This window comes from Vibrio navarrensis (assembly GCF_015767675.1).
Taxonomy (GTDB): Bacteria; Pseudomonadota; Gammaproteobacteria; order Enterobacterales; family Vibrionaceae; genus Vibrio.
Map to the genome: position 1 here is coordinate 11,078 of NZ_CP065219.1, position 15,496 is coordinate 26,573.

8 protein-coding genes are annotated in these 15,496 nt (G+C 44.3%); all 8 read right to left on the reverse strand.

Features of this window, described 5'->3' with window-relative positions:
* Positions 1-572 precede the first annotated feature (572 nt).
* Positions 573-3,572 carry a chondroitinase family polysaccharide lyase gene (locus tag I3X05_RS22985; RefSeq protein ID WP_337971493.1) on the reverse strand — a complete coding sequence of 1,000 codons (3,000 nt, stop codon included), beginning with the start codon at positions 3,570-3,572 and terminating at the stop codon, positions 573-575.
* Between the two features lie 42 nt (positions 3,573-3,614).
* The gene (locus tag I3X05_RS22990; RefSeq protein WP_045569200.1) at positions 3,615-6,734 is read right to left on the reverse strand and encodes a chondroitinase family polysaccharide lyase; all 3,120 of its coding nucleotides are present in this window, start codon (positions 6,732-6,734) and stop codon (positions 3,615-3,617) included.
* 26 nt (positions 6,735-6,760) lie between these two features.
* A complete protein-coding gene (locus I3X05_RS22995; protein ID WP_045569201.1) occupies positions 6,761-7,993 on the reverse strand; it encodes an autotransporter outer membrane beta-barrel domain-containing protein in 1,233 nt (410 codons plus the stop codon).
* Between the two features lie 364 nt (positions 7,994-8,357).
* Positions 8,358-9,956 (reverse strand): sulfatase-like hydrolase/transferase, encoded by a 1,599-nt coding sequence (locus tag I3X05_RS23000; RefSeq protein WP_193158080.1) that lies wholly within the window; start codon positions 9,954-9,956, stop codon positions 8,358-8,360.
* Positions 9,957-10,156: 200 nt separating this feature from the next.
* Entirely contained in the window at positions 10,157-11,965 is a 1,809-nt protein-coding gene (locus tag I3X05_RS23005; RefSeq protein ID WP_045569202.1) for a methyl-accepting chemotaxis protein, read from the reverse strand.
* Between the two features lie 1,270 nt (positions 11,966-13,235).
* Positions 13,236-13,838, reverse strand: a complete 603-nt coding sequence (locus I3X05_RS23010; protein WP_045569203.1) for a DJ-1/PfpI family protein — start codon at positions 13,836-13,838, stop codon at positions 13,236-13,238.
* Between the two features lie 5 nt (positions 13,839-13,843).
* Positions 13,844-14,488: a bifunctional 4-hydroxy-2-oxoglutarate aldolase/2-dehydro-3-deoxy-phosphogluconate aldolase gene (locus I3X05_RS23015; protein ID WP_045569204.1), complete on the reverse strand. Its 645-nt coding sequence runs from the start codon at positions 14,486-14,488 to the stop codon at positions 13,844-13,846.
* Positions 14,489-14,490: 2 nt separating this feature from the next.
* Entirely contained in the window at positions 14,491-15,447 is a 957-nt protein-coding gene (locus I3X05_RS23020; RefSeq protein ID WP_052702512.1) for a sugar kinase, read from the reverse strand.
* Between the last annotated feature and the right edge of the window lie 49 nt (positions 15,448-15,496).

The window sequence follows — 15,496 nt, forward strand, 5'->3', positions numbered from 1 at the left end:
ACCAACTTAAATCAAGATCTTAGATGCGTGAAGAAGAAATAAAGGATGTGCAACTGTCGACACACTTGACATCGATGCGACCATTTCGAAACATCGACAAGCTTTAAACGGTTGCGTATGTGCTTCGCCAGATAACGAAGCGTAATCGAAGTCGAGAGTTACAGATGATAATAGCCGAGTTAATTCAATACCTAAGAGGTTAGCAACACTACTTTAGACTCGCCATACGGCAAAGCAGCAGCGTTTGGACGAATTCGGGCGACGCCTAAGATGCTACCGACTTAAATATCGTAATCGCAGATACAGCATAGCTACAGCAACAAGATACCAGAGCGTAATGCGTGTAAGCTAGGGATGTCAGAGTTGGTATTAACACCCCAAGTTAATCATGGTTCGAGGTATTGGGGCTGTATTGTACTAATTGCGAAATGGGTACGAGTCGCTGAAAGTGTATTCGTAGTCGCCGTATGCGACCTACGTTTATATTGTACTTATACGGTGATGTGAGAGGACGGAGGCCGGTGAGGTGAGGCCTCCTCCTACTCAATTCAAATTTAACACTGTGTCAGGTTTTACGCCTTTCTCAGAGTAACCTGAATTGGCAGACCATCTTTACACATAAAAGATACGGTCGTTTTGCTGCCTTTCACGTCTGCTTTCACGTTGCTGTGTTCACCCGTGAGTTCCCATGCACCGTGCAGTGTCACCATTACTGGAGCGTAATCACTGAGCGTATTTTTTTCCATGTTTAGGTCTGGGTTTGCCACACTTAGTTTCAGTTGGTCTTCACCTTCTGGTTGAGTCATCACTAAAGATGATGTACTCACGGCGCGAACGTATTTATCCGTGATACGTGCAAAACTAAATACAGAGTAACCCGTTGCACCCGTGGCTTTATCACGAACAATGTGAACGTTGCTGTTCTTTTGCACCACTTCGTACACATCGCCCGCTTTCACCGCTTCTGCAACCTGTGCCATTTTCGTAGGTGTGGCATCAAGAATGACGATGTATTCATATTCAGCGTTATCTGGTTTCACACCGTGGTTAATCCAAGCCGATTGGAAGTTACCGAAAGTTGGCTGTTTTTTCTGGTTATCGCGTGATTCTTGCGCCTGGCGACGCACCTGGATTTCGGCACCTTTGACGATGTAGTAACCGTTACCCATGCCATCGATCAACCAATCACCTTCTGTTAACGTCGCTTCGTATGGGAACTGAGTGATCTTCTCACCGTTGACATTCAAAGAGTCTGTTAATTGAGTGATACCGTGTTGGAACAGGGTCGTTTCTGTCGGATACTCGCTGTTATTGTTGCGGATATCGTTACCCGTCAGTACCAGACGGTTGTCGAAACTGAACACCGCTTTCTTCGCTGTGAAAGCCGGATCTATTACTGGCGCGTAAAGCATTGGGTTTTGTAGGATGAAACCAAACGTACCGTACTTCCCATCTAAGCTGGTTGCCCCGTTAAACTTAACGTCGTTTTTCAGCATCGTGGTGTGTGGGTTTGGTGCATCAAGCAGCTCCCACGGCAAATGGATCGTGGTACCACCCGGTGGACGGTTCCAGTCCCAGCCGTTTTCATCGTAACCGTAGTCAGATTCTTCACCAAATTTGTGAATTTGCACCGTACCGTGTGATTGGTATCGACCGTAACGGTTAGCAGGGCCACCGCCACCGTAGATCTCTGATGACCACACGTATTTGTTCCAACCTTTCATGGTCACCATCTTATCGGCAAAACGATGGATACCCATGGCTGCGTAGTTAAACGCCGTAAAGCCTTGTGGGTGAGATTCTGGTGTAACCTTAGTTTTAAAAATCTTCGCACCATCTTTGGCAGAAAGCTGCTCAATACGAAGATAAGCACTGGCTAGCTCTTTATCAACTTGATTCGACTCTACGCCCGCTAAAGCCAGGTAACGCATACCTATCGCCACTTTATCCACACTGGTTTTAAAGAATGGACGACGACCAATCACACCCAGACCTGGGTTATTGTTACTGTAAGTACGCGCCGCCAGCATCGCTTTCTTCAATACTTGACGCGCCTCGGTAGACAGCTCGAATGGTGTGCCGCGCAGTAAGTACGCAAGATGTCCACTCGCGGAGAGTGCAGCAAATGAGTAACCTGGGTAGTTACCTTGATGACGCCACGCTGTGCCATCTGGACGGAAACCATCTTCATAGCCCACAGGCACCTGCGTCACGTTAGCAGACATAAAGTTACTAAACTTATTCATCAACGCGATACGCTCATTCTGATCAGGCACAGTCAGCGTCATAGAAAGTTGAGCAAGCAAAAGTGTGTTCAAATAGTCCATATCTAAGGACTTATTGTTGACAAACATACCAAAGCCACGCTCATTAAATTCACGCGAGTACCACAACAAAGCGTCATGCACTGGTTTCATTAGATTTGTTTTCGTTAGGACGTCTTCCATCAATAGGATTGAGGCGTACCAATCACGCGATGCATAACCCCAGTGGTGAGTTGCGATTAAGCCAGAGCCTTTTTGAAAACCTTGATCCAACAGGTGCTTAGACATCAGAATGTACTTGTTAGCTAGATCTTGGCGAACAGTAGCATCGTTACTTGATAAATAAGCACGACCAATTTTACTCATCAGCTCAGAGAACGGGCGCAGGTGGTAGTAGCCATCAACCAAGGCTTTGTCGTAATCGTTCATGTGTTTTACTTGGTAAATCACATTTTGTTTTTTCGTGATGATGTGAGGACCATTAATCACACCATCAGCATGTTGAGTTAAACCTATATTCGCGAATTCTTCATCGATGTCACGCAGTACTTTGGCGCTCGCCTTACTGTCTTTAATGTAGTAATTGATCAGGTCATTTTTGATACGAGTAACGCCAGCAATTTCTTCTGCACTTGCTTGCGGTAGCTCTTTTGGCAGTTTGAAATCGATTTCTGGTACGTCAATCGCGGTCGTAACCGTGTAGTCTGACCATTGGTAGCGGGCATCATCAATACTGACCATGACGCGGTCAATGTAGAGTTGGCCAGCTTTGTCTGTTTTCGGTGTGATGCTCAGCCCATCCATTACCGAAGATGGCATGCCATTCATATCACGCTCCACAGCAAAGCCGATTGCTCGCCAACCTGTAAAGTTGAGTTTCGCGTTTGCTGTGCTTGAGCCAAGTTTGAATTCTAGCTCACCATCATTTGCTTCTTCGTTATAAACCCAAGTAGAAAGAACGGTATAACCCCAACGGCCCCACTCTTTGCGAATGGTTTTTATTGGGTAGAAATTAAAGCTTTGATCGATAACAAGCGGTGCGTTTGGTTCATATTTCCAGATCAGAGATTGTGAACCGTTCAAAAAACGATTTTTAGTGACATCAATAGAACCTTCACCATCGATCGACACATAATCAGGCACAGACGCTTCTTCGAATGAAAGCATCTTCGGCGTCATCATATTCACTTGTTGTTCAACGACTGGCGCAGCCTCTTTCTCTGTCGATTTAGCAGCATCAGCCCATACGTTAACTGACAATACGATTGAAATCGCGGCAGCTAACACGGTACGACTTGAAATACTCATGTCTATTCCTTCTAGAGGACGCGGGGGCAACCCCGCGACACATTATTTAATTTTATTCAGTGTGATTTGGATCGGATTGGCTTCTACTGTGGTGAAGTTAACCACGGTTGTGTCTTTAACACGCGTTAATGAAACCGTTGTTGGTAAGCTATCGGCTTGCCAATGACCGTTAAGCACCACGGAGTTCGCTACTGGTTGAGATGGACTATGACGCCACTCACGAGAGTAGATACTCACCTCTTTTTGCACGCCGTCTTCGGTGTATTGCGATGCTTCTTTACCTTGGTATAAGTTGAGGTCTGGGTTAACCATCGCAAGATTAATGGCTTGGCCTTTCTTCTCCACCATCAACATGGCTGGTTTGTCTACACTGGCAATCACACCCGATTTGAACTCTGATGGCGCAAAAACAGCGTAACCAGTGGTTCGGCTCACACGGTCAACGACCACGTGTGCTTGGCTATCTTTTTGCAGGACTCGGTAAGGAGCCGCCTTTTTATCATCCAAAGTGCTGGCAAATGTCAGTAACTCTTTTTGCTCTGGATTGACTAAAACGGCGTATTCGTATCCCGCCTTGTCAGGCGCTTTACCATGATCAATCACAGCCGTGGCAAACTCACCCTCGGTGGCAGAGCTGTTCTTTTGATGCAGTGATTGCTGCTTATGAGCCGCCACTTTAACAACGCTGTTACCCAGAATAAAATAAGCATTACCATCTGGGTCGATGATTTGTTGGTGACCATTTCTGGCCGCCTTCAGCGCTGTTTCTGAACCCTGATAAGCATTACCGTTAACCAGCATGGTATCGCGTGGAGAGCGAATCGCATGTTGGAATAAGGTGGTTTGTATTGGGTAGTCTTTCACCTTAGTTACAATGTCACTACCTAGCGCAACAATTCGGTTATCAAAGAAAAAGACCGACTTGTTAGCACGGAAAGAGGCATCATATTTAGGGTGGCCTTGCAGCACCATGGCATACAAGCCATTTTTTCCATTAGAAACTGCGCCAGCATAGGTTTGTTCAGAGAACAACATCTCTTCTAAACCAGAGAAACGGTCAACGTTGAGTAGATGCGCTTCAACCTGCGCCATCGGAAGCTGGACTGCTGTCGTGCCTGGCCAACGGTTCCAATCCCAGCCATCATGGCTGAATGCACGCGTCTTACCGTCTGCATCCATGATCTCTAATTGACCATAATTGATGTAACGCCCGTAGCGGTTTGCATTCGCATAGGATTCATGGCTGACTAAGTAACGGCTGAAACCGCGTACGGCAGCAACCCAGTCATCTCGGCGTTGAATGCCCATACTGGCATAGTTCATTGCCCAGTTACCCTGCGGGACAGAGCCCGCTTTAAAGCCCTTATCTAGCAAGAAACGACGGAATGAGTCATCTTTCATACCTTTGGTTAAACGCAGGTATGCCGATGCCATATCCGGGTCAATATCTTGTTTGCCATCCGGTGTGCCAGCCATTGCCATGTGCTGGAACGGCTCAACAGAGATGCCTTCTTTACCCGTTGGGTGGCGGCCTGTAATGGACATTAATGTTAGTCCATCATTACTCCATATTTCCGACATTGCGGTGGCTTTTTTCAGCGTTTCATGGGCGTGCGTATCGATCGCATATTTTGTGCGAGCTAACGCTTCAACCACAGGGGTTAACCCTGTCAATGCGCCTTTAGCGTAGGCTGGATAGTGTTGAGAGTGGTGGAAGATAGAACCATCTTGCTTAAAGCCACCACTGAGACCATGAGAAGTTGAGATAGACTTAGACAGCCAGAAACCAAACTGAGCCAACAACATGTCTCGTGTTTCCGCGTCTTCTTGCATCAAGATGCTGTACAGCATGCCACGCAACTGCGTGTTCATGACATCAACGTTAAAGCTGGTCATCTCTTCGACTGGTCGATAGATACGCCCTGTCCCCGAGAACCATACCATCATCTCAGTAACGTCTTTGCTTAAGCCGTGCGCTTGCAATAGATCACGTGCTAAGTAATGCGCCTGGAATAACGCACGCAATGTATAACCAAAGTGATGTGCAGTACCAACACCACTCTCGGCGGTATAGCCTTGTGCTAATGCGTAGCGCGTTAATTTAACGTACTTGTCAGTGAGATCAGCACGCGTGTTATCATCCAGTTTGCCTTGTAATGCTCGCGCAATATCGAGCATTAACTCACCATAACGGCGCAAATCGGCCGTATCAAACACCACCTCAAAACCATTTTCATCAAGCAAACCACGATTCACGCCTTTGTCGAGGAATAGTTTCAATCGGTTGGAGTTATCAAGCCCTTCACCAACTATCACACCATCGACTTCTTTCAGATTGTAAGCGGCGTATTTCTTTTCGATCTCAGCGAACTTTGCGTCGCTGTTACCTGGTGCTGTACCAAGTGCAAACGCATGCAATTTCTCATGAATGTCAGCAATCGAACGAGGCGCCTTAGCGGATGATGTCGCTTTTGCACTCTCATGCTGGCGAGCTTGATATTGGTTGATAAAACCATAATAACGGTGCAACGCTAACCAGTGTTGGTTTGGCGCGGTATCAGCAGCTAAATTCACAAACGGGACTTGTGCGTCACGTGTTGACCAACGAGGATCAACAGGAATGCTCACCATCACCTGATCCAGATAAATCGTTCCCTTATCTACCATATCTATGGTGTCAACCACCAACTGATCCATGGTTTCCGTTGCTTTGCCTGTCATGTCCTCGAACGGAATCATTAACTGACGCCAACCTTCGAAATCCATGTTTACATCAAAGTAGACTTGAGTTTTACCTGCCTCTTTGAATGAAAAACGCAATTGACCTTTGTTCGCTTTGGTATTGTAAATCCACGTAGTAAAAGCACTGGTCGACTGGTCTTTACCGTTAGCTTCAAAGTGCTTATAGCCAATTGGCTGGTTAAAAATGAGCTTGCCTTTGCGCTCAAATTCCCATTTAAGACCCGTATCGCCGTCTTTACGGAAGTCATTATTTAAGCTCAGCGTACCTTTTTCCGCCTGAATGGGCGCAGGCATGCCTTGCTCAAAGAAATACATATGTCCCGCAGGCTGCAAATAAGACGTTGTATCCACGTCTGCAGCCATGACCGCGCCACTTTGTAATGCAGAGAAGACAGCAAGTGGCAGGAGTTTAAGTGTCATTTTCATTTTCAATACAACCCACTCAATTAGAAAGAGTACGTGCCACGGCCGTAAAACATGGTCGTGTCTTGTGAATCACTCCAAGAGTACTGAGCACCGAGGTTAAATGAGAAGTTGCTTGCGGTTTCCCAGGTGAAATCGATGTTGGTTTCATAGAAAGTGTCATCAAGTTGTGCAATTGGCGCTGCAAATTCATAACCACCATTAGCCAGACGACCTTTGGAGAAGGTGATATGATCAAGCACTTCTTGTTTGGCTTTAAATTTCGCTTGTGCAGAGAAAATACCCAGGTTAGTGGAAATGCTGTTCGCGACTTCAACACCAACACCGAGATACAAGGCTTCATGCTCAAGTTTGTCAAAATCTTTCACTAAGAGAGAATTATCGGCTTGATTTTCTTTATAACCATCCACGCGAACCAATTGGTAATCGGCGTAAACAGATGGAAGAACAGTAAAAGAACCAACGTAAAGTGGGTAGTACAAATCCGCACTCACACCGTAGTTGTCACCACCAAACGTTGCATCTTCAGCGGTTGAACCAGAGTAAGAAGGAACACCATTCACATTGTGTTTGCTTAGGTAATCAGACCAACCAACAATGCCTTGTGCTGAAAGGTACATGTCGTCAAATTTGAACAGACCATGCAAGGCCGCATAGTAATTCTCGATATCCAGAGTGCGGTCAGTCAGACGGTTTTCCACGTCTGTTTTTTGTTGACTGAATGCTAATCCAACAATGGCATCACTTGAACGCATAAGATCGTAACCGAAGGCAATACCAGTGGATTCTGAGTCATAACCATCGTAGCGATTGCTACCATCATTAGTTACATACTGACTTGATTCAGACCCCAAGACCGATACCCACATAGAAGTGTTACCGTAATCCCCTAAAATAAAGTCTGTGCCACGTTTACGTAAGGTATTGGAAAAGAGAGATTGTGATGACATAACGCTGTATAAGGACGCCCCACTGCGATCTGGGCTGAGAGCACTCGCCAGCGCCGCCGCTTCTTCTTTAGTGGTTGCGGATTCTAACAGCTGATAAAGCCCTGAGTTCCATGCCTGGTTTGCATTAACATACTCATACAGTGCTTTTAAGTTGTACACATCATAAGCATCACCACCACCACTGGCAGCCAGTCCGGTTAGGTTGTCAATATTGACGTTTGCTGAAACACCTGTTGTAAAGACAAAACCCATCGATGTAGCGAGTGTCAATTTGACTAAATTGCTCAACTTAGTGTTTTTGTTCATCGACATTCTTATTCACCCCTTGATGATAAGGCCATAGTTTTAAAGTTGCGGGGTGTCGTAGCCTTTACCCTCAACTTACGAAGATATTCATTATATTTACAAAGTCTTTCGAAGTGAGTGATCTTGGTAAGAATTTTATATAAAAACTATTAAAAACCAAAAAAAGAAAACATTCGAAATATCATAAGTCACAAATGATCATGTGCCGTGAGGTCAAGAAGGGACAGAGGTCACATTCTGAGTTTTGCAGGATAACGCACTCAGACTCATACCCAGCGCAGCAAAACTAAAGAGAGGTTTATACCCATACGTAACCATAAAAAAGATGCCGAACTTGCGTCGGCATCTTGAGGTTAACTATAAATTAGCTTAAGAAGTCTGGAACATCATTTTGTTCCCACTCGCGTAAGTGTTTTTCTAAGAAATCACCTTGCTTAAAGTCTTCCATACCATAAGGTAAGCGATTCTTTGTTGGGATCCATACTTTGAGTTTTTCAATCACACCTTTGTATTCTGACTGATTTGCTAGGTTGGTATGCTCATTTGGATCGACGTTGTGATCATACAGCTCTTCAGAACCATCGCGATATTGAATGTAACGGTAGCGTTCATCACGCACGGCATGGTTTTTATATCCCCAAGTCGTCACCGCTGGCTTATTTCGTTTAAAGTCAGGGTTATTAATGAAAGGGGTCAGGCTTAACCCTTCGTTGGAAGGCACTTCTGGCAAACCGCATAGTGATGTAATGGTCGGGTAAACATCAAGTAAGCTTACCGCTTCTGTATATTCCACACCTTGTGTCTGTTTCGGCATTTTAATCACTAAGGGAACATGAGTAGACTCTTCCCATAACGTGTTTTTACGCCAGTTTCGGTGTTCACCAAAATTTTGCCCATGATCAGACCAAAGCATCACCACGGTATTGTCGTTATATTTACTCGACTCAAGCGCATCTAAGACTTTACCAATTTGCGCATCCACGAAGGCAATGCAAGCCAGGTTAGCGCGCACCAGCTCTCTCCAGAACGTCGGACTCACTTTTTCTACTGCTGCGTGGTCCCCTCCTTCAATTGCGCCCATCGTCATGGCTTTACCGTAAAGTGGGATATCTTTCATTTCGTCTTCGATAATGTCCGGCATCTGAATAGACTCAAGCGGGAACATTTCAAAATACTCTTCCGGCGCAGTGAAAGGCACATGTGGTCGAATAAAACCCGCCGCTAAAAAGAAAGGCTGATCGTAATCTTTGTGCAGTTGCTCGGCAGCCCAATGTGCAAAATATTCGTCCGGCATCAAGCCGCCCATTGGGATATCCTTACGCTCAAGTTCGCCCCAGCAAAGGGATTTTCCTTTCGCATCCGGACCAAATGTCGTGACGATTTGACCGCCATCTTTCGGAAATGGGTAGTATTTGTGATCATTGACGCCGTAACGACCATAGCCAAAACCACGCTCGAGGTATTCCTCGTTTTTGATTTCGTATTTATCTTGCTCAACGTGCCACTGCTTTTCTGCACGATAGTCCGAGGTACCATGATGGAAAATTTTGCCACACGCCATGGTGTAGTAACCATTCTGCTTAAAATGCTGTGGTAAGGTGGGAATATTGCCCATCACTTCTTCAGCGATCGCTGGAAAGTTTTTCAGACCAAGTTCTCGGTTGGTGTACCAACCTGTTGTCGTTGGCGCCATACCAGACAAAATCGCGTTGCGTGACGGACCACAAACGGGGACCGCACAGTGGGCATTGACAAATTTATGGCTTTTTTGCATCAAACGATCGATGTTCGGTGTTTTTGCCTGTACATGACCACGTAACCCACCAATCCAATCGTTTAGGTCGTCAATGGCGATAAACAGTACATTCGGCTTTTGGGTTTGAGCATGAACTAACGGGCTCAAGCTTAAACTCGCCCCTAACGCTCCAATAGATTTAAGAAAATTACGGCGTGAAATTTTCACTTGAACTCCTTGGTTTAAATTCTACGTTACCAAAACGATATACCCAACAACTCCAAATGCTTGGTCTACAGACGCGCAAAGTATGCCAACACCCACTATTGATGCAAATGCCAATAAAAACAACTGCAAACCCAAACAGCACTGAAATCATGCAATTGCATAAAAACCGGGCATGAGTGATCTATTTGGATATAGTAAAATTAAGACAGATGAAACTGAGAGACATGCTCATTGATGTCATCCTTACAGGCTGCTAGCTGCTCTGCGGTTTTTTCTAGCTGTTCAGCTCGCTCGGAGTAACGTCGGGTAATATCAACAATGACTTGCATGCTTTCGTTAAATGACTCAGCAGTCACGTTTTGCTCAACCGATGCCGACGATAAGTTAATCGCCTGCTCAGCAACATTGCTGACTAAATCTTGAACATTATGCAGGTGTGAACCAATGTCATTCACTTGTTGATGAGAGGCAGACATCGCATTGCGGCTTTGTTCCATGACTTCAACCGCTTGTGAGGCATCTTCACGCAATGAGGTGATGATGGTTTTAATTTCCTGAGTCGAGCTTTGTGTTCGTTGTGCAAGCAAGCGTACTTCATCTGCCACCACCGCAAAACCACGCCCCTGCTCACCAGCACGTGCCGCTTCAATGGCGGCATTCAGTGCCAATAAGTTGGTTTGCTCGGAAATGCTATTGATGACTTCAAGCACGGAGCTGATGTTTTCCGTCCCTTTCGCTAGCTGCTCAACGACAGTGGATGCGCCCATAATATTGCTATCTAGTGTGGTAAAGCCCTCAATCGCGTCGTCGGTCACTTCATTACAACGATTGATGAGCTGCTGACTTCTGCCTGCACTTTCTGCAACTTCAGAAACACTGCCTGTAATCTCATTCATTGTTGCCGTCAATTGAGTCATCGCCGTCGCAACGAGTTCAGCTTCTGATAACTGTAATTTCGAGCCGTTATTATTTTCCGTTGCCATCACGAACACGTCTGCCGCGATAGTGTTAAGTGCACCAAGGTTATGACAGATATCTCCCACCATAGCACGTAGCGATCTCGTCATATCGTTGATCGCAATCGCAAGGCTGGCCATTTCATCTTTACCTTTTGTTGGCAAGTGATGGTGTAATTCACCCGCAGCCAAGCGCTTTACAATACGAATAGTCTCATTAACCGGATTAACCACAGAACGCGTAATCACCAAACCAATAATGAAGCTCGCAATAACGGAAAGCAGGCAAACCACAATACTGACTATCGAACTAAAGTGCTCCGATTCCTCCATTTGGGTTTCAATGTTACTTGCTAACGTTTTGGCGCTATCACGCACTTGTACTGCATATGTGTTCATTACTTCACGAGTATGAACAAGGTTAGAAACATACAGAGCAACTTGATTTAACTCATTTTGATATTCAGCAACTTCGTTGTCCGTCACCATGATATTGCGATTCCACTCTTCAAGCTGGTGCTGCCACGCTTCAATCAATGACGGTTCTAACTGCAGTTCAACCTGCATTCTTACTTTACTTAGTTGTATTAATCTTAATTGTGCGTTGTCAGATAAAAACTCACTTGCCCACTTTTCTTCTACTTTTCCAAGCTGCTTATTAATGCTTTGAACCTTATTCATCTGTTGGTTGAAGGCATCAAACTCCTGCCCATAAGCGACACTAGCCAATTCAAATGCCTCAACTAACTTACGGTTATCCGGATGAGTGAAAATATGCTTATTAGCAATAAAGTTCTCTAAGTTAACCTTATGCCACTTTTTGAAACGTTGAGCATAAACAGGGTCTCGTGTATTAAGGTAGCTATTTTCTAATACTTGTAAACCAAACACTTCACGTACGCCAACATGTGCTTCAATCAACTGACTGACTTGGCTCTTCGTCACCGTTCGAGAGCGAAGACCTTCTCCGTAAATCACTAACGACAATAGTATGATAATAGCGAACCCGGCTCCTAGCCGTTTAGCAAAACTATACTGGTTCAAATGAAACATCTGATTTCCTCATGAATCTATTAAATAAAACTACGCATCTTGTTGAATTCAAACACACTTATCTCACGCAGATTCATAATCATCTGAATACTATATTATCCTATCTTATTTTTAATTATCCCGTCGTGACCTCACACACAAAACGAAGCACAACGAAACCTTACGAACCTTTCATGTTGTGTTAGTGAAAAGAAAGAAAAACGTTTACTAGGGCCTATTTACCTTTTGTGGTTAAATTTTGTTCGATGCAAAGGCGTTTTAATCGCGACGAGAGGTTTTCAGCCGTCATTCCGCACCTAATTATCTAATAAATAATGTAACTTTCATCACATAACGATTAATTTGGTCATCCAATGGTAGCACCCAAGTCGGTTTCTGATATCAATATTCGGTTAAACTATCTCTCACTACTATCAGGAGGTTAAACGTGACTCGTCATCAAAAATCACATGCCTCTCTGCAAGTGCCTCAAAGGCAGCAAGTTTTCGCAATTGTTACGAACGTGTCGGCATCTTCGGCGAAATAAATTCTAAAAATAGCTGCGGAATCTCGGTTAGAAAGCAATAACTGCTGTTGGCAATTGCTCTAAACTAAGATTCACGATGGTATCTCCCTTGCAATGCTATTTTTTCCTTATTAACTGAGTGTATATGAAAAATATTTTTCCAGATCGAATCCAACCAGGATGATATTACTCATAAAGCTAAACTTTCTTGCATTTTTACCTTTTTACCAACTGATTTGAGTTGATATTCAGTTTACTGAAGTGAGTAGCAGCTATTCCTACCGCAAAAGTTAATTCTATCAGTCTCGATGTTTAAAATCGGCAAATAATGTCGATATGTAGCTGCATCCATATTTGAAAATATCAACAACAAAGCCTGATAAAAAATAGACGATAAACTTGAATGTGACTCTAGCTATATATTTAATAACATGCACAAGTCAACACAGAGGACATTAAGTAAATTACCACCTTCTAAAGAAGGTGGTTTTGTGTGATCCATCTAAAAGTGGGCCTAGAATAGAACCTTATAGCACCACCGTATCACTTCATCTATCCAAGACTAAATTTATGGTGGCGCTTAAAGAGTGCTACTAAACAAAACTATTGAGTTCGTTGAAAACATTTAACGTAAGCGATTGAATTTACTTTAGACGGATACGAAAAAGTAAGCATTTTTGATATAAGGCAAAGCCGAACTGAATGATAGATGGAATCTTTCATGGTTTAATGTTCAGTCTATGAACATTCCTTAACTTGTGCTTCTTACTGCGGTTTTTTATTTTTCCAATATTCAAAATAGATATGGTTTGCTTGGTTATCTACTTTTTCTATGCTATCTGGTAGCAATTTTTCTGCAACGGTAAATGTAAATTCAAACGCAACGCCAAGACCTTTGCCGGTAATGAATTTGTCAGCAACAACAATTTTTTTATCTACGTATTTACCGTCTGGGAATGCGCTGATCAAGTTGTCACCCGTTGAGTACTCACGGCCTTCTAGTAGCCCATGCTTAGACAAGACTTTTGCTGGTGCTGAGCAAAGTGCACAAATCCATTTGTCTAACTCGATATGACGCTTGATGAATGAAATTGCCATCTCGTTAACCGTCATATTGTCAGTGTTTTTGGGTCCGCCAACCATCGCGATCGCATCGTAGTTATCATCGAAGCAATTCGCTAGCGTATCATCTGCAGTGATACGAGTATTGAAGTACGTTGCTAGTTCCCTAGTTTCCATACAAGATAAAACGTCAACGTGAATGTTTAAACGTCTTAGGATATCGATAAAAATTACCGCCTCAGCATCTTCAAAGCCATCCGAAAGTAATAAAGCTACACGTGGAGCTGTAGTCTTATGGTGTTCCATATTTATTAAACTCCGATTTTCTTAATGGTTTTGACCGTGTTTTGCACATTCTCAGCGATTGTATTCCAATCGTTGTCTGTGATTCGATCAACTGGTGCAATCCAAGTACCACCACAACATACTACTTCAGGAATTCTTAAGTAGTTGCTTAGGTTGATGATATTCACGCCACCTGTTGGCATTAGCTCAAGACCTTTGTATGGACCTGTGAGCGAACGAAGCATGGCAACACCACCAGACGCTTCTGCTGGGAAGAATTTTAGAGTGTTCAACCCCATTTCTAGCGCTTGCTCAACTTGAGATGGTGAGTTAACGCCAGCGATAATATGGATATTATTTTCTAAGCAGTAACGAACCGTGTTTGGGTTAAAGCCTGGAGAAACCACAAAGTCCGCCCCCGAGTCCATGGCAAGTTTTGCTTGTTCTGTATTGAGAACCGTACCTGCACAGATAATCATTTCAGGATATGCTTCACGCATTAGGCGGATAGACTCAGCAGCTGCATCGCTACGGAAGGTAATTTCTGCAGCAGATAGTCCGTTTTCTACTAGAACTTTTGCTAGTGATGGGGCGTCTTTGGCATCTTCAATTTGGATAACTGGCATCACTCGAAGTTGACGCAGTTTGATGTTAATTTCTTTAGTATTCATAATTATAAATTCATCATTGAGTTGATATAACGAGTGTTTTCCGCTGGAATAATAGCGCCTTTATGCTGAATCACTTCTGCAGCCAGCTTATTACCCCAATGGCAGCATTCTTTGAGTGTGCGGCCGGTGGCCCAGGCCGCAAGGAATCCAGCGTTGAATGAGTCCCCTGCCGCTGTCGTGTCAACGACATTAGTCACCACGTTACCTGTTGCCACAGCTACATTGTGTTCAGAATCGCTAAACATCGCTCCGTCTTTACCCAGCTTCACAATCACTTCGCTCACGCCAAAATTACGTAAACGGGTGGTGAGTGCTTCAGGGCTGATGTTTTCACCAAGTAACAACGCTTCGTCGTCACTGGTGACCAATGCGATGTCCGCCAAACGATAGAGTTTTTCTAGCCATTGGATGGCATGTTCCTTCCCTGCCCATAAGCGAGGACGGTAGTTGGAATCCACCGCAATTTTCACCCCTTGCGGTTTAAGTACTTGCAGAGAATCGAGCAGTGTTTGTTTGTCTTCTTCTGGCAAGATCGCCAGTGAGATACCCGATAGGTAAACCAGATCAAACGTGGCAAGTGAGTTCATAACGCAAGAGTAGCGTTCGTTCTGGCATAAGTAGCGTGCTGCCGAATCATTACGCCAATATTGGAAAGAGCGCTCACCGTCAGCCGCAAGTTCAATCGCATACAGTGCAGGAAGCTTATCTTGGTTGGTCATGACTAATGAGCAGTCAATCCCCTCGTCTTCCCATGCTGTTTTCATATGCTTGCTGTAATTATCAACGCCAAGCACAGTGATGTAGGCCGGATGAACCTCCGGTGCCAGACGTGATAGATACAAAGCGGTATTGAGTGTATCTCCGCCAAAACGTTGCTCTTGGGTAGAGAACGGTTGGCCAGACAGCTCAATCATACATTCACCAAGAATGGCAATTTTCTTATATGAAAATGTCGTCATTTAGGTTGTGTCCCAAAATTGAAAAAACCGATTGTGACCCCCTTTTGCT

What these genes read in the sequence shown, in the direction of transcription:
- I3X05_RS22985 (WP_337971493.1), bottom strand. Translation starts at nt 3,572, where the DNA reads ATGAGTATTTCAAGTCGTACCGTGTTAGCTGCCGCGATTTCAATCGTA.
- I3X05_RS22990 (WP_045569200.1), bottom strand. Translation starts at nt 6,734, where the DNA reads ATGACACTTAAACTCCTGCCACTTGCTGTCTTCTCTGCATTACAAAGT.
- I3X05_RS22995 (WP_045569201.1), bottom strand. Translation starts at nt 7,993, where the DNA reads ATGAACAAAAACACTAAGTTGAGCAATTTAGTCAAATTGACACTCGCT.
- I3X05_RS23005 (WP_045569202.1), bottom strand. Translation starts at nt 11,965, where the DNA reads ATGTTTCATTTGAACCAGTATAGTTTTGCTAAACGGCTAGGAGCCGGG.
- I3X05_RS23010 (WP_045569203.1), bottom strand. Translation starts at nt 13,838, where the DNA reads ATGGAACACCATAAGACTACAGCTCCACGTGTAGCTTTATTACTTTCG.
- I3X05_RS23015 (WP_045569204.1), bottom strand. Translation starts at nt 14,488, where the DNA reads ATGAATACTAAAGAAATTAACATCAAACTGCGTCAACTTCGAGTGATG.
- I3X05_RS23020 (WP_052702512.1), bottom strand. Translation starts at nt 15,447, where the DNA reads ATGACGACATTTTCATATAAGAAAATTGCCATTCTTGGTGAATGTATG.